The organism is [Leptolyngbya] sp. PCC 7376 (assembly GCF_000316605.1).
GTDB lineage: Bacteria > Cyanobacteriota > Cyanobacteriia > Cyanobacteriales > MRBY01 > MRBY01.
Genome location: NC_019683.1, coordinates 2,188,392 through 2,212,240, shown reverse-complemented (window position 1 = coordinate 2,212,240; position 23,849 = coordinate 2,188,392). Strand labels below are relative to the sequence as shown.

At 44.3% G+C, this 23,849-nt stretch carries 12 protein-coding genes; 4 read left to right on the top strand and 8 right to left on the bottom strand.

The window, feature by feature from the left end:
* Positions 1-96 precede the first annotated feature (96 nt).
* Positions 97-1,962 (top strand): ATP-dependent zinc metalloprotease FtsH4, encoded by a 1,866-nt coding sequence (gene ftsH4, locus LEPTO7376_RS09765; protein WP_015134022.1) that lies wholly within the window; start codon positions 97-99, stop codon positions 1,960-1,962.
* Positions 1,963-2,058: 96 nt separating this feature from the next.
* Here ftsH4 and LEPTO7376_RS09760 read toward each other — a convergent pair whose 3' ends face one another.
* The 4 genes from LEPTO7376_RS09760 to LEPTO7376_RS09745 all read right to left on the bottom strand — a co-directional run bounded on the left by LEPTO7376_RS09760 (position 2,059) and on the right by LEPTO7376_RS09745 (position 6,521).
* Positions 2,059-3,411, bottom strand: a complete 1,353-nt coding sequence (locus tag LEPTO7376_RS09760) for a UDP-glucose/GDP-mannose dehydrogenase family protein (RefSeq protein WP_015134021.1) — start codon at positions 3,409-3,411, stop codon at positions 2,059-2,061.
* A 95-nt stretch (positions 3,412-3,506) separates the two neighbouring features.
* The gene (locus LEPTO7376_RS09755; RefSeq protein ID WP_015134020.1) at positions 3,507-4,439 is read right to left on the bottom strand and encodes a UDP-glucuronic acid decarboxylase family protein; all 933 of its coding nucleotides are present in this window, start codon (positions 4,437-4,439) and stop codon (positions 3,507-3,509) included.
* 67 nt (positions 4,440-4,506) lie between these two features.
* Positions 4,507-5,997 (bottom strand): BCD family MFS transporter, encoded by a 1,491-nt coding sequence (locus tag LEPTO7376_RS09750; RefSeq protein WP_015134019.1) that lies wholly within the window; start codon positions 5,995-5,997, stop codon positions 4,507-4,509.
* A 101-nt stretch (positions 5,998-6,098) separates the two neighbouring features.
* Complete coding sequence (locus tag LEPTO7376_RS09745) at positions 6,099-6,521, bottom strand: YraN family protein (RefSeq protein ID WP_015134018.1); 423 nt, start codon at positions 6,519-6,521, stop codon at positions 6,099-6,101.
* A gap of 50 nt (positions 6,522-6,571) precedes the next feature.
* Here LEPTO7376_RS09745 and LEPTO7376_RS09740 point away from each other — a divergent pair, with 50 nt between their 5' ends.
* On the top strand, positions 6,572-7,504 hold the full coding sequence (locus LEPTO7376_RS09740; protein ID WP_015134017.1) for a DMT family transporter: 933 nt from the start codon (positions 6,572-6,574) through the stop codon (positions 7,502-7,504).
* Positions 7,505-7,837: 333 nt separating this feature from the next.
* On the opposite strand, the gene LEPTO7376_RS23495 is transcribed toward LEPTO7376_RS09740, so the two are convergent.
* Positions 7,838-13,906, bottom strand: coding sequence for a CHAT domain-containing protein (locus LEPTO7376_RS23495; RefSeq protein WP_015134016.1), 6,069 nt, complete (start codon positions 13,904-13,906; stop codon positions 7,838-7,840).
* Positions 13,907-14,061: 155 nt separating this feature from the next.
* Complete coding sequence (locus LEPTO7376_RS26350) at positions 14,062-14,295, bottom strand: hypothetical protein (RefSeq protein WP_015134015.1); 234 nt, start codon at positions 14,293-14,295, stop codon at positions 14,062-14,064.
* A gap of 98 nt (positions 14,296-14,393) precedes the next feature.
* Here LEPTO7376_RS26350 and LEPTO7376_RS09725 point away from each other — a divergent pair, with 98 nt between their 5' ends.
* A complete protein-coding gene (locus LEPTO7376_RS09725; protein WP_015134014.1) occupies positions 14,394-14,993 on the top strand; it encodes a hypothetical protein in 600 nt (199 codons plus the stop codon).
* A gap of 131 nt (positions 14,994-15,124) precedes the next feature.
* On the opposite strand, the gene LEPTO7376_RS23490 is transcribed toward LEPTO7376_RS09725, so the two are convergent.
* Together LEPTO7376_RS23490 and LEPTO7376_RS09715 are read right to left on the bottom strand one after the other, a co-directional pair.
* Entirely contained in the window at positions 15,125-21,214 is a 6,090-nt protein-coding gene (locus LEPTO7376_RS23490) for a CHAT domain-containing protein (protein ID WP_015134013.1), read from the bottom strand.
* A gap of 132 nt (positions 21,215-21,346) precedes the next feature.
* Complete coding sequence (locus LEPTO7376_RS09715; protein WP_015134012.1) at positions 21,347-22,078, bottom strand: hypothetical protein; 732 nt, start codon at positions 22,076-22,078, stop codon at positions 21,347-21,349.
* A gap of 392 nt (positions 22,079-22,470) precedes the next feature.
* Between LEPTO7376_RS09715 and argJ the strand changes: the two genes are divergently transcribed.
* Positions 22,471-23,715, top strand: a complete 1,245-nt coding sequence (gene argJ, locus LEPTO7376_RS09710; RefSeq protein ID WP_015134011.1) for a bifunctional ornithine acetyltransferase/N-acetylglutamate synthase — start codon at positions 22,471-22,473, stop codon at positions 23,713-23,715.
* Positions 23,716-23,849 lie beyond the last annotated feature (134 nt).

Below are 23,849 nucleotides of genomic sequence, written 5' to 3'. Positions count from 1 at the left end.
TATTAGCCGAACAAATGGTTCGGTTAACCACGTTGTTTACAAAATGTAACTTTTCTTACAATTGAAACTGTAAACGCTTTTCGCGGGGTCTATGCCATGAGCATTAAAGACAAGCCTCCTTCTCGGGCAAGGCAAATCGGTTCGATACTCCTGTGGGTAACCGGACTGTTTTTCTTATTCAATGCCTTTTTTCCGACATTTTTTGGAAACCCTACACCCCAAGTGCCCTACAGCCTTTTCATCAGCCAAGTCGAAGATGGCCAAGTGGCAAAAGCTTCTGTTGGCGACAAGGAAATTCGCTATCAGATGACCGACACAGCAGATCAAGCTGGTGCTGTATTACGCACGACGCCAATTTTTGACCTTGATCTCCCGAAGCGTCTTGAAGCTAATGATGTGGAATTTGCTGCACCACCACCACGCAATAACTTCTTCGGTAATATTCTTGGCTGGGTAATCCCTCCGATTATCTTTGTCCTAATTTGGCAATTCTTTATCGGACGTAATGCTGGAGGTGGCGGCGCTGGTGGCGCATTGTCTTTTACCCGCAGTAAAGCAAAAGTTTATGTCGAGGAAGACTCCACCAAAATCACCTTTGATGATGTTGCTGGTGTCGAAGAAGCAAAAACAGAATTAACAGAGATTGTTGATTTTCTCAAAACGCCCCAACGTTACACGGCGATCGGTGCAAAAATTCCCAAAGGCGTGCTCTTAGTAGGCCCTCCCGGAACAGGTAAAACCCTTATGGCAAAGGCGGTAGCTGGTGAAGCAGGTGTTCCTTTCTTCTCCATCTCTGGTTCCGAATTTGTTGAATTATTTGTTGGTGCTGGTGCAGCGCGAGTTCGCGATTTGTTCGAGCAAGCCAAGAAAAAAGCGCCTTGTATCATCTTTATCGATGAGCTTGATGCAATTGGTAAATCTCGTGCGTCTGGCGGTTTTGCTGGCGGTAATGATGAGCGCGAACAAACCCTAAATCAGTTGTTAACGGAAATGGATGGTTTTGCGGCAGGTGATGCAACAGTAATTGTTCTTGCTGCGACCAACCGCCCTGAAACCCTTGATCCTGCGCTCTTGCGCCCTGGTCGCTTTGATCGACAGGTTTTGGTAGATCGTCCTGACCTTGGTGGTCGTCTCAAAATTCTTGAAATCTATGCCAACAAAGTCAAACTAAATGATGAGGTGAATCTCAAAGAGATTGCGACAAGAACGCCCGGTTTTGCTGGGGCTGATTTAGCGAACCTCGTTAATGAAGCGGCATTGCTTGCGGCTCGTAATCATCGCGAAACAGTTGCCCAAGCAGATTTTGCGGAAGCAATTGAGCGAGTTGTCGCTGGTCTTGAGAAAAAGAGCCGGGTTCTTTCTGATAAGGAAAAGAAAATTGTGGCTTATCACGAAGTCGGTCATGCGCTTGTTGGAGCGTTGTTGCCTGGCGGTGGTAAGGTCGCAAAAATCTCGATTGTTCCTCGCGGTATGGCTGCCCTTGGTTATACGCTGCAAATGCCGACAGAAGATCGCTTCTTAATGGATGAACGGGAAATGCGTGACCAGATTGCGACATTACTCGGTGGGCGATCGGCTGAAGAAATTATCTTTGGATCGATTACCACTGGTGCAGCTAATGATCTGCAACGGGCAACGGATCTTGCTGAACGTATGGTGACCACCTATGGCATGAGCAAGGTGCTTGGGCCTTTGGCTTATGAGAAAGGTCAGCAAAATAATTTCCTTGGTGAGGGAGGGATGAATCCCCGCCGCATGGTCAGTGATGAGACGGCAAAAGCCATTGATGCGGAAGTCAAAGAAATTGTGGAGTCGGCTCATCAACAGGCTCTGGCGATCTTGAAGGAAAATCATGGTCTGCTCGAAACCATATCCAAAAAGATTTTGGATACAGAGGTTATCGAGGGGGATTTACTTCAAGAGCTATTAGCGGAAGTGAAAACTCCTGAGGCGATCGCCTAATTTTCACGCCATAAAAATTCCGAAACAAAAAAGTCCGAGGCTTATGAATTACTAGTTCAGCCTCGGACTTTTTGTTATTGGGCTTTGGTGATGAGTTTAGTGACCGACACCAACATAACGGAAACCTAATTCCGTGAGTTTATCTTTGTCGAGGAAGTTACGGCCATCAATGATGAGACGATTGTGGAGACGATTGGCTAATGCACCGAAATCAAGATCTTGGAATTCTGCCCAATCGGTGACGAGAACGAGAGCGTCACAATCGTCAGCGAGCATCTCAGGACTCGACTCAATAATCACACCCGTCAAACCGTGACTAATGCCATTGGGAGACACAATTGGGTCATAGGCTTTCACCCGAGCACCAAGACGATTGAGTTCGGCAATGAGTTTGATGGAAGGGGCATCACGCATATCATCGGTGTCAGGTTTGAATGTTAGACCCAACAAGCCAATGGTTTTACCTTTAAGGATTTTGAGTTCCTGTTGTAATTTTTCGAGGACAATCAGTTTTTGACGTTTATTTACCTCAACTGCCGCCTCTAAAATTTGTGAATGGTAACCATAATCTTCAGCGGTGTGAATGAGTGCTGCCACGTCTTTCGGGAAACAGGAGCCACCCCAGCCTAAGCCTGCTTGCAAAAACTTTTTGCCGATGCGGCTATCTAAACCAATACCTTTGGCGACTTGCAGAACATCAGCGCCAACGCGATCGCATACATTCGCCACTTCATTGATGAAACTAATTTTGGTAGCGAGGAATGCGTTGGCCGCATATTTGATCATCTCGGCCGAGTTGAGATCCGTTTCGACAACTGGGATAGGTGTCGGTGTGCCTTCATCGCTAAATTTGCCACCTACGAGGGGCGCATATAGTTCTTTCATTAGGGCGATCGCCTTATCGTTGCTACTGCCGAGGACAATACGATCGGTGTTAAATGTGTCCTGAATTGCGGAACCTTCGCGCAAAAATTCAGGGTTACTCACCACATCGAACTGTACAACAGTGGGGTCGCCACCTTTCTCTTTCACGCCATCGAGGATAATCATCCGTACCCAGTCACCAGAACCAATGGGTACCGTGGATTTGTTGACGATTACTTTGTAGGCATCTGTTGGGAGGTGTTCTCCAATGCCGCGGGCTACTGCCTCAACATAGCGCGTATCACTTTCACCAGTGGGGAGTGCAGGTGTCCCCACTGCAATGAATAGAATTTCACCGTGGTTTACCCCCATTGCTAAGTCAGTCGTGAAGGTTAAGCGCCCTGAATCCATCGAAGACTGCATCAACTCAGATAGGCCTGGCTCATAGATCGGCGATCGCCCTGACTGCATGAGCTTTACCTTTTGCTCATTATTATCGATGCAGACAACCTCATGGCCTATGTGAGAAAGGCATACCCCTGTAACAAGACCAACATAACCAGTTCCAATAACGCAAACTTTCATAGCAGTTGTAATTAAAAAATGTTTGAAATTAACGAAAAATAGCGAAGCTAATCAATCAGAGACAGATCCGTTTGTGCTTCATCTTCAACCGTGAATTATTCCTTGAGTTGATCGCGGAAATAGGCGATTGTTTTTTCCAGACCCTCTTGGAGTGGAATGATTGGTTGCCAGTTATTTAAGTACTTTCTGGCGCGAGTGATATCCGGCTGTCTTTTCTTTGGGTCATCCTGAGGCAAAGGCTCAAAAATAAGCTCAGCATCAGGATTGATCATTTTTTGGATAGTTTCGGCGAGTTGTAGAATCGTGTATTCACCAGGATTTCCTAGGTTGACTGGCCCGATATAGTCTCCCTCCATTAATCGGATAAATCCTTCTACCAAATCACTGACATAGCAAAAACTACGGGTTTGGGAGCCGTCGCCATAAACCGTTAAAGGTTTTCCCTGTAGGGCCTGGACGATAAAGTTACTGACGACTCGACCATCGTTAGGTAACATTCGAGGACCATAGGTATTAAAGATTCTAACGACTCGAATATCGACATCATTAGAACGATGGTAATCAAAAGTTAGGGTTTCGGCCATGCGTTTGCCTTCGTCGTAGCAGGAGCGGATCCCGATTGAGTTGACATTCCCCCAGTAGGTTTCGGGCTGGGGATGGACTTCCGGATCGCCATAGACTTCTGAGGTCGATGCCAAGAAAAAGCGTGCTTTGACGCGCTTGGCTAAACCCAACATATTTAGAGTCCCTATCACGTTTGTTTTAACGGTTTTAATCGCGTTGTACTGGTAATGAACTGGGGAAGCCGGACAGGCGAGATGATAAATCTGATCAACTTCGAGGCGAATCGGTTCGGTGATATCATGGCGAACCAGCTCAAAGTAGGGATTTCTCATCCACTTCAACACATTTTGTTTTCGCCCTGTGTAAAAGTTATCGAGACAGATAACTTCGTGACCGGCTTCCATTAAGCGATCAATGAGGTGTGAGCCAAGGAAACCAGCTCCGCCCGTAACAAGAATTCTCATACCAGTTGTATTGGGTTAAAACGTTAAAGGGATCTTCACTAAAAGTAGCGAGGGATCCGGTTTATGTCTAGCCATCAAGTTCGCCTTCGAGCACTGTGGCGATCACCTGCTTTGTATTTTCTTTAAATTCGCGCACATTAACGCGGTTAAGGACGAGCACCGCACAAGTCATCCCAATGGCTTGTAATGCAAAAACTGAACTGTAAGCAAGTAATGGTACTTCGAAAATTGCTCGTCCAATATCAAGGACAACACCACCTAAAAGAGTGGCGATCGCCCGAGACATTGCTTGAGCTAGAGCCCATGTACCGATAAAGGTTCCAGCGGTTTCTGCGGCAGTAAGATCGAGCATTAAACTAATCGCGCCAATAGTGCCAATGCCTGTTGCTGCACCGAAGAGAACAAGGGCATATTTGAGAATATTGGGCTGTTGGGTAACGCCTGCGAGAATCATTAGCCCAAAACACGCTGCGGTTAAGACACAGCCTAGCCTCGCGGTATTTTTTTTGCCGAGTTTTGGCACAACAAAGAATCCTGTCGCGCTATAGCCTGCCAGCACACCCATACCCCAATAGGAATTCAGCAGGGTACTTTCGCCAATGGACATCCCAAACACCTCTCCACCATAGGGTTCAAGCACTGCTTCTTGCATAAATAGGCTAATGGTAAAAATTACAAGAAACGTAAAGAAAATGGCGGTTTGACGGCTAGTAGTGACGATTTTTAAAGATTCTGCAAAGGTGATTTGATCGTCTCGCTGTTTGACTGATTGCTTCTGTCTAAATCGGGAATATTTACGCTCTACGCCGATGGTGCCGAGTAATCCTAAACTGAAGGCGATCGCCGGCGCGATTATAAATAATGAGTTAATGGGGGCACGCAGACTGTCGAGGGGAGTATTGAGGAGTTTTTCGCCTTGGCTGATCATTGACCCCACATTGGCACCGAGGATCACGCCGGACTGCTGCACCTTGCTGAGAAAAATACTGCCGCTAATACCGCCAATGACCACCCCAACAAGCAGCATTGACCAGACCACTGCCACAATTTTGGAGCGAGTTTTTTCTTCAGAAATATCTACCAGTAACGCGGTAAAGGGAGTGGAACTCGAACTCAGGGCTAAACCATAAAAACCGAGCACAGAACCGAGGGCGATCGTCCAAAGGGTTGTTTCGCCAGTCCATATCCAGCCACCATTTGCCTGAACAATGGCTGCTAATTTCCAAACAATTTGCACGGCGAGAAAAACGGCTGAACCAAATAAAATGGTGCCGATCCAGACATAGCCACTGCGATGCAACCCAAAAATCTTTTTGCTATCGGAAAGCTGCCCAAAAAATACCCGTGCTGGGGCCATAAATTGTGGGACAGCTAATGCTCCAGCTGTGACGGTGGCAGGAATATCCAGCTCACTAATCATGACGCGGTTTAATACCGCCAGGGTGAGCACTGCCATCAGACCTAAACCCATATTGAAAAGACCCAGACGCATCATCGTCAAAGGTCCCACTGATGGCAATCGGTCGGGCGGTGATTGGGAAAGGTCAGAAATGGTCATAGGGCGATCGCCGCAGTTTTGGTAGCTGGTTTGGTGTGATTGATCAGTCTGTATTTTAAAGTTTGTTTGTCGCAAACGGTGAGCAATGGGGCGATCGCTTTTTAGTCGTAACAATCTTCGACCTCAAAGGCAGAGTCGAGATATTGCTCTAGTTGGAATTCGTAAGTTTTAGGTGTGTTGCCCAAGTAGGAAACTAACGCCACATCAAATCGACAACCATAATTTTCGTATTGGGGAAATTCTGCGAGAAATTGCAGAGCCGCTTTAATGATTTTTTGTTGTTTGGTGGGCGTAATGGCTAATAAACCTTGCTCATCTACGCCTTGCGATCGCCGGGTTTTCACTTCTACAAAAGCTAATATTTTCTGGGTGGTTTGGAAGGCCACAATATCCAGTTCTCCATACCGACAATGCCATTGGGTCGCTACAATTTCCCATTGGTTTTGTTCGAGATATTCACAAATGAATTTTTCGCCGCGATCGCCAATGATCTTATTTTTTGTTTGCGGCTTCGGTTTTGGCATCTCGCGTATGATTTGAAGAGTTTTTGGGAATTTAATCGCTGGGGTTAAGCATGACAGATCAGGGGCGATCGCCGACCAATTTAATGATTTGGGGAATTCTCTCTATTGGGGTGATAGCGGTTTCTACCTCAGCTATTTTTATCCGTTTGGCAATGGACGCTGCGGATCAACAGGGTATTGGTTTTAGTTTATTGATTGCCGCATCTCGTTTAATTTTTGCGTCTATCGCTTTAATTCCTACATGGCCGATTGTTGTTAAAACTAAATCTACAAAAAAAGCTGTTGGTTATGCGATCGCCGCCGGAATTGCCTTAGCGTTTCATTTTGGCTTATGGATTAGCTCTTTATCCTTTGTGTCGGTGGCAGTATCAACCAGTTTGGTGACGACAAATCCGATCTGGGTCGCGTTAATCGGCTGGCTCTGGCAGAAAAAAACGTTATCCAAACAAACGATGGTTGGCATTGCGTTGGCGATCGCCGGAAGTTTTATTGTCACATGGGGTAAACCCGTTGAGGCGAGTTTTAATTCGTCACCAGTATTAGGAGCAGCTCTGGCATTATTGGGCTCGATTGCCGCAAGTTTTTATGTGGTGTTTGGTCAAGAAGCCCAGAAACAGGGATTACAAATCCAAAACTACGCAACCATTGCCTATACTGTGGCGGCGATCGCCCTATTACCGATGCCGATATTGTGGGGCGAAAACTATGGTGGCTATGGACTAGAGGTTTATGCTTATATCCTTGCAATGACGATTATTGCTCAATTGATTGGTCACACGAGCTTGAATTGGTCGCTACGCTGGTTACCCTCAGTCACTGTCACCTTATGTATTTTGTGTGAACCTGTAATTGCCAGTATTCTCAGCTTTTTTATTTTGCAAGAAATCCCAAGTTTTTCTGTTGTGTTCGGAGGATTAGTGATTTTAAGTGGTGTGGCGATCGCCGTCCTGAAATTTCCGAGAGAGAGAGTTAATGACAGCTGATTTATAAGTTTTTGATAAGTCAACGTGAGTTCGGGATAAGGAATTAGGATGAAATCCCGACAAGTTAGCCTGAAACTCCTATAAATCAAGAGTTTGTTTGGAATTTTATCTATGTACTGATTCGCAACAAAGCATTCTAATTGAAAATATCGTATTGATTGAGCTCAATCAGTAGAATGTTGCCTAAAATAATCGCTGCTCAATAAAGAATCAAGAAGTCTCAAACCCAGATTAGGAAAGACTTGTTTCCTGTTGTTCTTATCCCGAACTCACGTTTTTTAGCGTTTTATTATTACGATTATCTAAATCTAGAAGATTGTTTTTTTGCGAGAATCAAGTTTCGCCCATGAGTGTAAAGGCAGCCCAATCACGCGGTTGGCCATACTTTTGCAAATTAGCGAGCATCGCTTGGCGGAGGGCTCGGGCTTTATTGGGATTGCTTTGGAGCTGTCCATAAAACTCGATCATCAGATCAGAAGTTGATTCATCGGGCACTTGCCAGAGAGAAACCAGCACGCTCGGTACACCTGCCCCCATAAATGACCGCGACAAACCAATTACGCCATCTTCGGTAATCGTTCCGCGCCCAGTATCACAGGCACTGAGTACGACCATTTCGCTATTTAGCTTCAGCTCTAAAATTTCACTAGCAGTGAGAAAACCATCATCTGCTTCCGTCGGTGCAAGGGCGATCGCCCCTGGTATTTTCTGGGCATCATTATCCCCCAGACCATCGAGTAAACCGTGGGTCGCCAGATGAATAATTCGACTATTGGCAATAGTCTGACTGACTAAAGTGGGAGTGGCGTCATCCCCCGTAATAAATTCGGTATCGAATATCGCGGCGATCGCCTGAGCCTCCGTTTCAGCACCAGGCAGTTGTTCCAACCCTTGCGGCATTGTCGGATTTCCCACAATCGTAATGCCTTCTCCAGAAACCTTTTGGCGTTGTTGATGGGTGAGATCCAGCACTTGAATTGAGGGTGCTGTGCGAATTGTGTGATCTTCGATGAGATATCGTCCTGTCGAATCTTGCAAGGCGGCAAAAGGCACCAGAAAAAGCGCACGGTGGGGAATGAAAACAACCTCTTTATTTGTATCAGTGGGCAATAAATCTTCGATAGGTGCAATCAGCAATTGATGGAGTTGGGCAAGATGTGGATCAGAGATGTCAGCCTGTCCATTGGAAGATAAACCTCTACCGCCCCGCCGCGATTGACTCCGCAACATACAGAGGCGATCGCCAAAACAACGACTATCAGATACGAGATCTTCCACACTTAATCCCTGAGCCGTAATAGCTTGTAAATCTTGGCGACGAAAATCCATGCTCCCATCAGGCTGCACCACCCAAATCCAAATTTCTGAATCAATCTGTTCCCGCTGACCATTGCTATCAATGATTTGTCGGCCAATAGAATAGCTCACGAGAGTAGCCTGCTGTTCAGCCGCAATTCGCCGCATCTGAGCAATATCTGGCGCGTCAATATCTTGGGTTTTCGCTTGAGGAGCAAGACCACGATCTAATAACTCCACAAAGGCGCGCGATCGCCCCCGTTCCGACACTTCTAAAGCATCTATAAATTGCCCTGACTCGATTAACACTTCCTGGAGGGTGCTATAGGTCGTTTCTTGGGTTTCAAACAGAGACACTCGGAATAAATCTTGATCGCCTAAATTCGCTCGCAGGTCTTCCCAAAGCTGAATCGCATTTTCCAGGGAGCCAATCGCTGCTGAATTTTGTTGGGTTTTGTATTGCGCATCACCGAGGGCACTCCAATTTCTCGCCTGGGCATGGCGATCGCCCACCTGTTCCGACAAAGTTAATGCCCTTTCAAAATGATTAATAGCTACATCATAATTTTCGAGGGCGTATTCGGCGATCGCCAACCCTTCATAAGCTCGGAGTTGATTGGGGATGGATTGCTCATTTTTCGCGAGGCTTAAGGCTTTGCTTTGGGTTTCCTTCGCCGCAACATAATCAGTTTGCTGAAAATAGCTCAATCCCAACTGACTTAAAATCTCGATTTCTGTGGGGCGATCGCCGCTGTCTTGGGCAAGTTGCAAACCCTCTTTGTATTGTTCTACCGCAAGATCATAGGATTTTTGAGCATAAGCAATGAGTCCTGCATTGTTGGCGATCGCCTGTTTGAGCCTAATTAATTGATTAGGATTACTTCGTTCATCTCCTTCTAGTTGTGCCAATAGCGTCGAGGTTTGAAAATTAGCATCGCGCGCCGCAGCATAATCACCCAGGGCACTATAGGTTTGGGTTAATCCCTGTAGACTCTCGGCTTCAGCCAAGAGATTTTGGGTGGATTGGGCAAGAGCTTGGCGTTCTTGATAGGCAGCCAATGCCTGCGAATACATATTTTTCTGGTAATAGCGTGAGCCTAACTGTCCGAGTGTCGCCAGTTGAGTGGGAATGTCCTGAGCTGCTTTTGCAACCCGTAAATTATTTTGCTGACAACTAATAAATTTTTCGTCATTTTCAGAACTAGTAAAGTCAACACCAGTACAAACAGCGATGCTTGTTTCCTCGGGTTTTTCTTCTGATATTGCGGCGATCGCCTTATTATTTTCCTGCTGCTCAATTAAATCTTGACTAAGACCAGTGCCCCTTGTCCCAGTTATCGGCGCAAATGATTGGTTACTGGCTTGGGCGACAGGATTATCGATTTCATTGAGGCTAACCCCCGCACTATTTAAGCCATCACTCAGCAAGGGATTGAAATCAAGGGCGCTACTAAGCGGAGCAATAATAAAAGAACCAGGTTGCTCAATGCCTTGCTGCCTTCTGCTCGCAACGAAAGTATCACCATCATTTGGAATTGGGTCTAAATTCAAAGGAAAGCGTCGTAGCACATAGGGAAAATTCAACTGAATACCATCTAATATGGCGTTCTCTTCGGTCATATCTGCGGCATTAGCAGCAATCGAAATATCCAGCGGCACTAATCCGGGATCATTCCCTGTCACAGACAGCAAAATATCAGGATGATTTTTAGTTCTGACCATTGACCCATCATCCGGAAAACCATAGGCAACGGGAATGTCTAGGTGAATTGATCCAGCAGTAATGGTGCCCTCTGCATTGAGGATGAGCGATCGCCCAGTGAAATCATTAAATGCAATATCGCCGCCCGTGTTGATTTGCGCTAGATTCACTTGGCCAATGGGCAAAAAAGTACCGCCGATTTGGCGCTGCAAACTCTCATTAGAATTATTACTGTTGACATTGACTGTACTCTCCCAGTCTGCGAGGGAACCTGAGAGATCCCGTACAGCAAAATCATTACCCACTTGATAACGGATATTACTCAAAATAGTGCCGTCACTGATGAGAGTTGTATCGCTACCACTCTGAATAAAGGAGCGTACATCGTAGGATTCAATACTTAGTCCGGTTCCCCCTTGAAGAGTGATATCGCCATTGGTTGTGATGAGTTTATTTGGGGAATGAAGAAAAATATTGCCTCGTACATCGGCTTTTCTGATATCCGTTAAGGACAGTTGACCACCCGCCGTAATCGATAGGTCTTCTCCTGCCGTCAATTGAGAGAAGACCAGAGTTGCATTGTTATCTGCATCAATGGATAGGTTTTCAGCAGCGGAAATTTCCCCTGATAAAGATAAATTTCCCAAACTACTGATCGCTAGATTCGAGCCACTTTCGATTTTGCCGCCCGTTAAGTTATCAAGCACGAGATCAATATTAATCTCATTGCTCGGGCTGAAATTAATCTGTGGGGCGATCGCCGAAAAGAGATTTGCATCATTCAAACTCTCAAGCTGTAAAAGCTCAGGGGCAGTAAAACTAATGCTTTCGCCTGCTGTAATCTGACTTCCCTGCAATGCAATTATGGGTGCAAAAAACTGAATATCTTCACCAGCACTAATGATGCCTCCACCCACACGACCGATAAATTGATTACTCTCAAATGAAATATCCTTAGTCGCCGTAATGTTTGAGCGAGAGTCGTTCGTGAGGTCAAACAATAAACCCTGATCGAAAAACGGACTAAAATTTTGTCCCGTATCACCAGATAAATAAATATTTTGTCCTGTGAGAGTGAGGGGTTGTCTCTCATAATCAGACAAGGTCAATGCTTCTTCTGCTGTAAAAGTCAGATCCCCACCAGCAGAGAAATTGCCGCCCCAATAAGCTTCATCTACGAATCGACGTCCCATATTTTCGACGAATCGACCATCCTCGAATGCATCGAGTCTTGCCCCTGCCAATTCTGCCGGAACAATTGGCGTCACGTTTATTCTTAGCTGCCCAATATTTAGAGTTTTCCTTCCATCAATCCCACCCACACGATCAAGATTGACACCGATATCGATATTACGTGCAGCAATATTTAGATTGCCCTCAGATGCAACAGAACCGGTGACTCTAATGTTGTTAGAGTTGGCCAAGGTGAGATCCTGAGTACTTTTAATGCTGGAATTTTGACCAAGATAAATCTCAATTAAGTTATCACCAGCAAAATTCAACTGGTCAGCATTTATATTCAAAGGTGCACCAATCCGACCGTAATTGTCCTCTGTCTCATGAAAATCTTGAAGAATTAAATTGTCTTGAGCTAATAAGGAAATATCGCCTGCCGCTTGCCAAGTTCCTCCTTCAATCTGAACGGTAGAGTTAGTGCGATCACCGATTTGTATGCTGCCGTCACTAGTGAAATTGCCCAGCACATCAAGTCTTGAGTCGTCATTCGTAACCAGAATTTGATTACCAGCTCGGAATAAAGAATCAGCTTTGGGGGCGATCGCCCGGAAAACCTCTTCACTGCGGAGCGTTAAATTATTGCCAGCAATTAGTCGCAGAGGTTTATCCGAAGTAAAATTCTCGCCTCGTTCCTGATCAGCAACATCCTCTAAAAGCAATTCATTTTGCGCATTTACAGAAAGATTTTGAGCACTGGTGAGTTGACTATTTTGAATCAAAATATTATCGCCATTAATAACGAAATTACTCTGACTTTCAAAAGTCCCTTCGCGCAGTTGTAACTCCCCAGTGGAAATAAATAAATTCCCGTCGCTAGCTATCTCTGAATCAGGGTTCGTAAAAGAATTGCTAATTAGTTTGTTGTTACCGCGAATTGAAAGATCACCAAGACTTTGGAGAGCTAGTTTCTCTGTCGCTGAATCACTTAGTTCAACCGTATCTAGACCGAAGATATTTAAGTTTCTCGTCGTAGTGAGTTGCGAGCCAATCAGATCAATATTTTCACCGAGAATATAAATATTTTGACCAGTGAAAAGGCTATTTTCTAGACGAATATCTGCGGCATTTAAGGTCTCGGCTGTAACGTTATCGATTAGATCATCTGTGACGATTATTGGTGTGCCATCAATAGGATCGGCTTCAATCGCAAAATTAATTTTGTTGGCGATCGCCGTCAGAAAGGGTTTCTGTGCTTGATAAATCTCAGACAGTTCACCGCTAATCAGAAGTTGATTGAGGCCACTGTCGCTAGAGGTGCTATTGGTTGTAATGCCTTGGCCGAGGAGCGTGAGATGACCAGCAGTTTGAATGTCGCTGTTGTTGAGGGTGAGTTGTCCATCTGCTGCGATAAGGCCATATTGTGCGGCGACTTCATTCAGCTGAATTTCACCAATCCCTGTGAGTAGTTGGGGGAGTTGATTAACAGAAAAATCAACTGTATTCCCGTTATCTAGGCTCGTCGTATCCAGTTCGATGCTTAGGAGATTACCAGGTTGTTGGAGACGGACAATACTTTGGTCAGTGACAGTTGTAACGAGTAAATCTGCGGGAGTACTAATGCGGCGATCGCCCTGAATTCTTCCCCCAATTAAACCAATATCGCCGACTGGAGTTTCAAGATTACCTTGCACCAAAATATCGCCGACTACACCATTGGTATTAAACGAAAATAGAGAGGGTTCACCAACTAAATTTGCAAAATCACTGGAACCCACGACATTCAACCAGCCATTATCAAAACCGAGGGCTGTCGCTGTCGTCCCCACAAAAGCACTCGGCACATTGAGCTGAGCATTCTTACCGAAAATAAGGCCTGCGGGATTAATAAAATAGAGGTCGGGATTTCCCTGTGCAACGCCGATCAGCCCATCAATAAAAGAGGGTGTCCCGCCAGAGATTTTTGAGAAGAGATTACTGGCATTAGGTGAGTTGAGGAAAATTGCGGCTTGGTTAGCATCAAGATTAAATGCATCAAAACCATGAAAAAGATTTTGTCCATCACGGGATACAATGCCGCCATTAATGACAAATTGGTCACTCCCCAACTCCGTAACGTTGGTTTGGGTGAGATTATTAGTTTCTTGAATGGGCTGTGCCGCAACTTCCAGTACGACGAACGGAAAAATTCCGAGGAATAGGGAAAGTAAGATTTGGCGCCAATCATTCATGTCGATAACACACGAGAAAGAATAGAAGATAAAAATGGCAATACATTAGGCGATCGCCGATTTCTGATAAGTAAAAGACAAGCTATTCCTCTATCCATAAATCTATCAACATTGTCCAATACTTTTTAACGATTCATTACCTCACATCACGATTATTACAAAAGCAATAACGTTTTGCTTTCCCAAATCCGTCGGCAATATTGGTCAACGACGGCGCTAATACGAATAATCAAGGAACGAATATAGGCAATGGCCAGATTATTGATAATGATGGTATTTACCGCATCATTATTACAGTCGGCGATCGCCACAATGCAGAACGCTCTTGTTTTGCTTGCTATGTGCTGAGAGAAAAGAAACGACGCATCATTAATTTGCCACAGTGCCATGTTCCCCAAATATAGCCATCCAATTCTCAACGCATAATTGTAAATATAAAGGTTCAGTAGAATTTCAAATATCAAATAAAGCTGTAGGGAAATACGTAATGAAAAGCTTAATTGCGAAGATGGGCGTGGGTTCTGCGGTAATCGGATTAGCGTTAGTATTTGCACCATTAGCCAATGCTAGGGAATTCTCATTTTCCTTAAGTGGATTTGATGGGGACGGCGAAATCACAGGCAGTTTTTCTGGAGAAGATGGAAAAAATGGCTTCGAGCTTGATGGAATGATCGAACTGGGAGAGCTAACGGAATTTGAATTGAATTGGGGAGGGAATTCTAAGGGTGCCCCCTTAGAGGATCTAGTTGGCAAGGTGCCCGCCTTCAGCCAAAACTTGTCCGACCTACTCAACTGTGAGTTGTCCGAATTCAGCGCGAGCTTATCAGATCAAACGGCTGAGCATGTGGAGTTTGGAAGCTCTGAGAATGAACGTTTAAAGATTTTTTGTATGTATACTTCGGGGGCAGGAGGGTATCTGATATGGATAGATGGAAAACGTGGAGAGAATGCCGGTGAAGTGTGGTGGGCTTGGGGAAGTGCAAGCAATTTCGAGGAAGGGAGTAAAAATTTCAGGGAGTGGAGAGAGGACAAGGAACAAGAGATGAATGAGTGGTTTGAGAATTTGACTCCACTGACTATTAACTAAACCCAGAAATAAATAAAAAATGGCTCTTAGAGTATTAGTAAACGCAGAACAGCATCATCAGAGAACAGCGTAGTCAACTTATCTTTGACACTGCTCCATAAAGAAAATTTCGATAAAGTCGACTCAAAAATCTAAGTTTCTCCCATCAGCGTAAATCCAGCCCAATCGATAGGTTGACCATATTTTTTTAGATTGACGAGCATTGCCTGTCGGAGCGCTTGAGCTTTGTTGGGATTTTGGCGAAGCTGCTCATAAAACTCAATCATAAGATCAGAGGTTGATTCGTCTGGGACTTGCCACAGGGAAACGACGACACTCGGTACACCAGCACCCATAAACGATCGCGACAATCCAATCACGCCATCCTCGGTAATCGTTCCGCGTCCAGTATCGCAGGCACTAAGTACCACCATTTCGCTATTCAGATCTAGCTCTAAAATTTCACTCGCTGTCAAAAAACCATCGTCAACTTCCGTCGGTGCAAGGGCGATCGCCCCTGGTCGTTTCTGGACATCATTATCGCCATAGCCATCCAGCAACCCATGGGTCGCTAGATGGATAAAGCGGCTGTTGGCAATGCTCTGGGTGACTAAAGTCGGGGTAGCTTCATCGCCAGTAATAATATCTGTATCGAACATCGCGGCGATCGCCAAAGCTTCTTTTTCGGTGCCAGGGAGCTGTTCTAATTCTTTGGGCATTGTTGGATTCCCCACTATCGTAATACCTTGTCCTGAAACAGTTTGGCGTTGCTGGCGGGTGAGATCTAGAACCTGGATCGAAGGTGCAGTCCGAATGGTATGGTCTTCGATTAAATAACGACCAGTGTCATCCTGTAGCGCGGCAAAAGGCACCAAAAATAGGGAGCGATGGGGCACAAAAACAACTTCCTGTTCTGGCGCTGTCGGTAATAGATCTTGAATCGGAGCAATCAATAGATCATGTAATTGGTTGAGATTTGGGTCGAAATTTACGGCAGCATTATCGGCATGAACCAGTCCTTGACTAACCTGTTGCGTTTGGCTGCGTAGGAGACAGACGCGATCGCCAAAACAGCGACTAGCAGACACCAAATCATCGAGCTCTAGCCCTTGAGCAGTGAGGGATTGCAAATCCTGACGACGGAAATCAACAGTGCCGCTTGGCTGCACCACCCAAATCCAAATCTCTGAATTCACTAAATCGCGCTGGCCACGTTGTTCCACCACCTCGCGAGCGATGGCATAGCTGACTAGAGTTGCCTGTTGGTCTGCCGCAATCTGTCGCATCTGATCGATATCCGGCGCTTCAATATCCTGCTCATCAGCTTGGGGAGAATTACTATCCTCTAATAACTCCACAAAGGCCCGCGATCGCCCCCGCTCTGTAATTTCGAGAGCTTTAGTGAATTGACCCGACTCAATTAAAACTTTTTGGAGAGTGCTATAGGTACTTTCTTGAGTTTCAAACAGAGAGACACGGAATAAATCCTGCGCCCCTAAATCTTGCCGCAACTCTTCCCAAAGCTGAATGGCATTTTCGAGAGATGTAATCGCTATGGCATTTTGCTGAATCTGATGTTGAGTATCCCCAATCGCACTCCAATTTCTTGCCTGGGCATGGCGATCGCCTAACTGCTCTGCCAAAGCGAGAGCCTGCTCAAAGTTCTGAATCGCCACATCATAATTTTCTAACGCATATTCGGCGATCGCCAGCCCTTCATAAGCTCGTAACTGATTGAGCTTTGAGTCTGCTGTTTGCGCTAAAGCCAATGCCTGTTCTTGGATTGATTTTGCAGCTTGATAATCCGTTTGCTGAAAATAGCTCAACCCCAATTGACTCAACACTTCAATCTCGGCATTGCGATCGCCACTTTGTCGAGCCAGCTCCAAACTCTGTTGATAGCGCTTTACCGCAATCGGATAACCCTCTTGGGCATAGGCGATAAAACCAAAATTACTGGCAATGGACTGTTTGAGAGGAATCAAAACTTCTGGATCTTCCGCCACAATTTTGCTCACTAAAGCCAACGCGCGGCGATTCATCACACGGGCTGTCTGATAGTCTCCGAGAGCGCTATAAGTTTGGGTCAAGCCTTGAAGACTTTGTACTTCAGCGATGGTATTTTCAAGATTCTCAGCCAAAGTGAGTCGCTCTTGATAGGCTTTTAAAGCATCTTGGTAATGATTATTTCGATAATAAAAAAAGCCAAGTTGATCAAGAGCAAATAGTTCTTTTGTTGTATTCCCAGTTAAGCGAGCTAAACGGAGTTCTTCTTGCTGACAGGTCAAACTTTTTTGCCTAGGGTCATCATTCACACAAGTCTCAGCTGTTTTTATTTTTATCTCGTCAGTTTGGCCATCTATCACAGTAATCCCATCAGAATTCTTGGTATTCTGCCCTGTGAGATCTTGCGTTAATCCACTCCCTCTTAATCCTGTTGCTGCCACAGAATTTGGATTCGAGTTCGTTGCATTCTCTAGAGGATTGTCCAGAAGCTTGAGGTTAACCCCAAGACTATTAACCTCACGATTTCCTGATACCGAGGAGAGTAACCGTGCATTGGGAGGATTCAAAATAAAAAATTCAGGTGAATCTACTTCGTTGGGTTCAGGGTTTGAGATAAAGGTGCCATCACCAAAACCAACGGCGATCGCCCGGCTAAACGAGAGAGGAATAAGTGGATCATTGAGACTGACAGCCTCAAATAGCTGATCCACTTCACTAAAATCAAGATCAAATGTTCCTTCTTCAAGGGGGAAAAAGCCACCCACAGAAATCGAAGGTTCGAATATGATTGGTGGTGCTGGCAAGCCAGGCTCTAACGATGGAATAGGCTCAGCTGGCAGTGGTATTAAAGAGGTTCCAATAAATAATGCTTGAGCTGGCTCGGTAAAGTTTTTGCCACCCGTAATGGATAACACTTGATCAGGAAAATTTCGAGTGCGAATAGTTGGCTCGTCATTTGCATACCCAAAGGCAACAGGCACATAGATATTTATCTCATTGGCGGTAATAGTTTCTCCTGCTTCGAGGATGAGCGATCGCCCATTAAAATCACCAAAACGAATATCACCTTCCGCATAGACCTCCGCCAAATTAACCTGGCCAATGGGCACGAGGCCTTCTCCTTCCTGAAAATAGACACTCAAAAATTGATTCAAAGTATTATTGACATCGACAACACTCTGCCAATCCGTAGGCTGTCCAGCCAGATCTTCTACAGAAAAATCATTGCCAACCCGATATTCAAGGTTGCTTAAAATCAAGCCATCACTAACGAGGGTTGTATCGCCACCGCTTTGAATAAATGAGCGCGAATCATAGGAGGGTATCTCAATCGCATTATTTCCCTGGAGAGTGATATTGCCATCTGCCAGAAATTGGAGCGGACTATAGTCCAGTTCATTTGTCCCCCCGCGCCCTTTGATATCTTCCATAAAGAGGCGATCGCCCGCTGCAATTCGGAGATTACCACCCACCGTGAACTTTGGTTGGATAACATCAATATTGCCCGCGGCAGTGACAATAAATTCGCCTGAGGTAGCAATATCACCAGAAAGATATATATCCCCAGCACTATCGAGTATCAAGTCTGCCTCAGTACGAATTTTTGATCCTTCCACACCAGACAGATCAATTCGAATATTATTACTCGGACTAAAATTAATCTCTGGGGCGATCGCCTGAAAAGGAAGAGACTTTAACCGAAAAACTTGAAATTTACTGAGAGATAAAGATTTGGCCGCATCAAAAGAAATACTTTGAGAGGCATTAAGTAGACTTCCTTGTAAAACTATTTCAGGCGCACTGAACAATATATTTTTACTCTCCCCAATCGTGAGCAATCCGACACGGCCAATGTAATTATCACTAAGCACAGAAACATCGCCCGTCGCGACAATCTGAGATGTTGGATCATTAGCTGCATCAAGAGAGACTCGATTCAGACCTTGAAGCACAACATTGTCACCAGCCAGATTTAAGGGTTTTCTTTCAAGATCAGCCAAAGTCAAAATATTATTTGCGAATAAAACAATATCTTTTTCTGCAGTTAAATCACCTCCAAAATAGGAAGCTTCCCAGAAGTCTTCATACTTCAAGAAAGACTTGGCTGGTAGCTCCCCAAGAATCAAAATGTCTGCAATATTCGTATCATCTAGACGGTCAGTGTTAATACCAAGATTAATATCATCGGCGACAACGATAATATTTTCGGCAGAAGTAAGAGAACCAACAAGATTGATTTTTTCGGAGAAAATAGCCAAATCATCAGTACTACTTAATCCTGAGTTGTCACCAAGATAAAGTTCGATCAAATCATTACCGACCAGAGTAATTTCATTAGCTGAAATATTTAAAGGAGAGTCAAAAGAGCCATAATTACCAAGTCGCGTTTCATGGAAATCTTGCAAAATTACATTCTTTTCAGCCAAGAGCGAGATGGTCTGATCGGCTTGCCAGACACCGCCTTCAATCAAAATTTCCCCAGTCGTCAGATCCCCAATCTGGATATCACCACTACTTTTGAAATTGCCCAGTAATTCTATTTGTTCACCTGGGGTAATAGCCGTAATGGTAGTTCCCGCCTGAAATATAGAGTTTTCCTTCGGGGCGATCGCCCGCAGAATATCACCACTCTCTAAACGCAATTCATTTCCAGCGATTAGTCGTAAAGGCAAATCAGAATTGAACGTGGCATCCCGAAGACGATCAGGAATATCTTCTAACAGCAAACTATTAGCGGCTGATACTTTAAGATTTTGACCACTGGTTAATTGACTATTCTGAATCAACACATCATTTGCATTGATTAGTAAATTATTTTGTGTTTCAACAACAGCTTCTTGGAGGTTTAAATCACCAGCCGAGAGTAATATATTGTCTGAGCTTGTAATTTTGGAATTGGGGTGATTTGCAAAATCAACGGTGAGAGTATCATTCCCTCGCAGAGATAATATTCCACGACTAGACAAATCCAGTGCATGTGTTGAGGTATCACTAAGCGTAGCGGTATCTAAAGCAAAAAGACTGAGGTTTTCGGTTGTCGCAATGTCAGAGCCAATTAGATCGATATTGTCACCAAGCAGGTAAATATATTGCCCAGTAAATTGACTCTTTTCTAAATAAATATCGGCAGTATTTAAGGTTTCAGCACCAACATTATCGATTAAGTTATCTGTAACAATAATCGGAGTGCCATCAATAGGATCAGATTCAATTGTGAAATTAATACGGTTGGCGATCGCCTCTAGAAATGGCTTTTGGGCTTGATAGCTCTCAGCAAGTTCACCACTGATCAAGAGCTGATTCAAACCACTATTACTAGTCGTACTGTTCGTTGTAATGCCTTGTCCGAGCAGCGCTAAATGGCCATCAGTTTGGAGAGAACTGTTGTTGAGAGTGAGTTGGCCGTCAGCTGCAATCACACCATATTTTGCAGAGATGTCATGGAGCTGTATTTCACCGGAACCAGTAAGCAGTTGTGGAAACTGCTGAATCGAAAAATTGACGCCATTACCATGATCCAGACTTGCGGTGTCTAGCTCTAAGCTCAACAGATTTCCGGGTTGCTGTAACCGCACTAAACCTTGATCTGGAACAGTTGTGATCAATAAATTTTCTGAGGAACTGATGCGGCGATCGCCTTGCACTCTGCCACCGATTAAAGCAAGATCGCCTATTGGTGTGTCGAGATCACCCTGCACCAAAATATCACCGACCACACCATTAGTATTAAACGAAAATTGTGTCGGTTCACCTACCAAATTTGCGAAATCACTATTGCCCACAGCATTTAGCCAACTATTCCCAAAACCTAGTCCTGTTGCTGTCGTTGCAACAAAATCATTGGGGACATTTAGCTGAATATTTTCACCGAAAATAATGCCTGCTGGATTAATGAAATATAGATTGGGATTACCATTTAGAACACCAATCAAACCATCAATGTAAGACGGATTACCACCAGAAATTTTCGAGAATAAGTTCAGAGCATTGGGCTGATTTAAAAAGAGTGCAGTTTGCTCTGTAGTGAGATTAAATTGCTCAAAGCCATGGAATAAATTACGTCCATCATTGGATAAAACACCACCATTAATTAGAAATTGCTCAGGCGCTAATTCACTAATATTTGTTTGGGTGGAATTACTGCTTTCTGGAGTCGGTTGAGCTGCTCCTCTAACTGCAAAAAAAGGACTAATACCGACACTAAGACAAATTAAAAATTTCAGAAAAGTATTCATCTTAGTTAAAGTCGGAGAAGACAAGATTGTTAGGTTGAGCTAAAAAATAAATATTTGGGCGATCGCCTTAGACTTAGAAGTATTCCCAAAACCTTCAAGAAAACCAGCTCCACAGCGATCAAAAATAATAATTTAGTTTGAAGATGACGAATCTATCGTTGTTTGAATCTTCTCATAATTTTCCAAAGATTTAGCATCATCAAAATCTAACGTGATCTCATAAACATTACTAATCTCATTATCGATGTAATGGATAAACTGAGACATTTCCATCTCTTCACCGACTTTATTCTGCCCTGTCGCCAAATAACTGAGAATTTCTTCGATGATTAAAGAATAACTAATTGAGAGCCTTTCATTATTAGTGATATTCCTTTTATAGTCCAATGAGACCATTAAGTTTCCATATAGAACAACAATCCCAGTGGAAACAATAAAAACATTAGAAAGATATTTGCTGGCATTTTCCCAACCACTTTTACTAATTGTGAGTAAGGATAGGGAACTAGCAACAGCACCAATTGAGATGATGTATAAGGTTGCAAAATACCTCGCATAAAACAATGCCATAACATCACTATGGACATAGCGTCTGAACATTATTTTATTATAAATTTCTTTGATTCTATTTAATTGTCTTTTCTGAGTAGGATCTTGAATAGAGCTATCTAAAACTGTGACATCTTCTATTTCATGAACTTTAGCAGGGGAAATGTGGCTACGCCAATATTGATTTCTAGACAGCGCAATTTGTGTCAAAGAATAGTCAAGTAATCCTGTAGTACAGACAATAGAAATGGATATTAACGCATGAACGGCTGTGCGAGATTTAATAAATGATTTAAATACAGACAAAAAAGACATTTTAGATATTTCATATTAAGTGAATCAGCCAAAATATTTCGATTCAAATCCCTTCCTCAAAACTGGTTTTAATACCGAAAAAATGCAGGGTATTATCTATAACTAAAATTCCGTTGGTATTTAATAATTCCGGATAAGTCTTTTTTGATCAATACTACAGAACAAATAAAGAATTGCAATTCTATACTTTTCAATAGTACTCAGAATATGGGGTATTGAGAGATATGAGGCGATCGCCAAAGATATCAAATTTCTACATTGGCTCGGCATGATTAATGAATCTACTTTGAGGAAACTCAGACCATGGCGATCGCCTGCTGACTTCAACCAGAATAGCTTTGGCGTCGCCTAGTATAATTTGGTCAATTCTTTTCAAGCTGATGACAAAGATTATGGCAGATTGGCAAAAAATTTCAGGTAGTGTGACCGCCCCCAAAGGCTTTCGAGCTGCTGGCATCACAGCAGGGCTCAAACCCTCTGGTGCACCAGATCTCGCGCTGATTGTATCCGATAGCGAAGCGATCACCGCAGGGGTCTTTACCCAAGTAGAAGTACGCGCTGCCTGTGTCAAATATTGCCGTAAACAACTCCAAAAAAAGGCCAGTAGCCGTGCCATTCTCTGCAATGCAGGTCAAGCGAATGCTGCGACCGGTGAACAAGGTTGGCAAGATGCTGTCGAATGCGCAGAACTCGTCGCCAAAGAATTAAATATTACGCCCCAAGCGGTTCAAGTTGCGTCAACAGGCGTCATCGGACAACGGATCAAAATGGATGCGATGCGATCTGGTATTCCGCAAGTGGTTGCAGCGCTCTCGGCAGAAGGGGGAGATGATGCATCCAAAGCCATTGTGACCACAGATCTCGTCCCCAAGGCGATCGCCCTTGAGACAATGATCGATGACCGCTCCGTACGAATTGGCGGCATCTGTAAAGGTTCCGGCATGATTCACCCCAATATGGCGACAATGCTCGGTTTTGTCACTTGTGACGCTGCTGTTTCAACCCAACTCTGGCAGGAAATGTTATCCCGCGCCATCGATAAAAGCTTTAACCAAATCACGGTGGATGGCGATACTAGCACCAACGATTGTGTCATTGCGATGGCCAATGGCCAGTCCCGCACCACCGCGATTACCGAAGCAGGCTCAGCTAATGCGAAAAAGCTCGAAGCTATGCTCACTGAAGTCTGTCAGCACCTTGCCAAAAGTATTGCTCGCGATGGCGAAGGGGCAACTTGCCTGATGGAAATTCAAGTTTCTGGCGCTATCGATGATGCCTCTGCCCGGAAAATTGCGAGAACAATTGCGGGCTCCTCCCTTACCAAATCAGCGATCTTTGGTCGCGATCCAAACTGGGGCAGAATTGCAGCAGCAGCAGGAAGAGCGGGCATGTCCTTTAACCAAGACGATCTAAAAATCAACCTAGGTGATTTTCAGTTGATGAGTGAAGGACAACCTCTCGAATTTGATCGCGACGCAGCGAGTCAATATCTCAAGGATCGAGCTGATGGCGAATATTTAGTCGATGACACAGTTTTAATTGCAGTGTCAGTTGGTGAGGGTAATGGTTCTGGGACGGCTTGGGGCTGCGACCTAAGCTATGATTATGTGCGTATCAATGCCGAGTACACAACCTAGTTTGTTACTCACTTTTTTCTAGCCACCGTAGCTTTAATTTATATATAGGAGTTGAGTTTTTATAGCTCGACTCTTTTTTGTTCACAATGAATTTAATGACTTTTTATTTTCAACAAAATTAATAAAGCATCAAG

What these genes read in the sequence shown, in the direction of transcription:
- ftsH4 (WP_015134022.1), top strand. Translation starts at nt 97, where the DNA reads ATGAGCATTAAAGACAAGCCTCCTTCTCGGGCAAGGCAAATCGGTTCG.
- LEPTO7376_RS09760 (WP_015134021.1), bottom strand. Translation starts at nt 3,411, where the DNA reads ATGAAAGTTTGCGTTATTGGAACTGGTTATGTTGGTCTTGTTACAGGG.
- LEPTO7376_RS09755 (WP_015134020.1), bottom strand. Translation starts at nt 4,439, where the DNA reads ATGAGAATTCTTGTTACGGGCGGAGCTGGTTTCCTTGGCTCACACCTC.
- LEPTO7376_RS09750 (WP_015134019.1), bottom strand. Translation starts at nt 5,997, where the DNA reads ATGACCATTTCTGACCTTTCCCAATCACCGCCCGACCGATTGCCATCA.
- LEPTO7376_RS09745 (WP_015134018.1), bottom strand. Translation starts at nt 6,521, where the DNA reads ATGCCAAAACCGAAGCCGCAAACAAAAAATAAGATCATTGGCGATCGC.
- LEPTO7376_RS09740 (WP_015134017.1), top strand. Translation starts at nt 6,572, where the DNA reads ATGACAGATCAGGGGCGATCGCCGACCAATTTAATGATTTGGGGAATT.
- LEPTO7376_RS23495 (WP_015134016.1), bottom strand. Translation starts at nt 13,906, where the DNA reads ATGAATGATTGGCGCCAAATCTTACTTTCCCTATTCCTCGGAATTTTT.
- LEPTO7376_RS26350 (WP_015134015.1), bottom strand. Translation starts at nt 14,295, where the DNA reads ATGGCACTGTGGCAAATTAATGATGCGTCGTTTCTTTTCTCTCAGCAC.
- LEPTO7376_RS09725 (WP_015134014.1), top strand. Translation starts at nt 14,394, where the DNA reads ATGAAAAGCTTAATTGCGAAGATGGGCGTGGGTTCTGCGGTAATCGGA.
- LEPTO7376_RS23490 (WP_015134013.1), bottom strand. Translation starts at nt 21,214, where the DNA reads ATGAATACTTTTCTGAAATTTTTAATTTGTCTTAGTGTCGGTATTAGT.
- LEPTO7376_RS09715 (WP_015134012.1), bottom strand. Translation starts at nt 22,078, where the DNA reads ATGTCTTTTTTGTCTGTATTTAAATCATTTATTAAATCTCGCACAGCC.
- argJ (WP_015134011.1), top strand. Translation starts at nt 22,471, where the DNA reads ATGGCAGATTGGCAAAAAATTTCAGGTAGTGTGACCGCCCCCAAAGGC.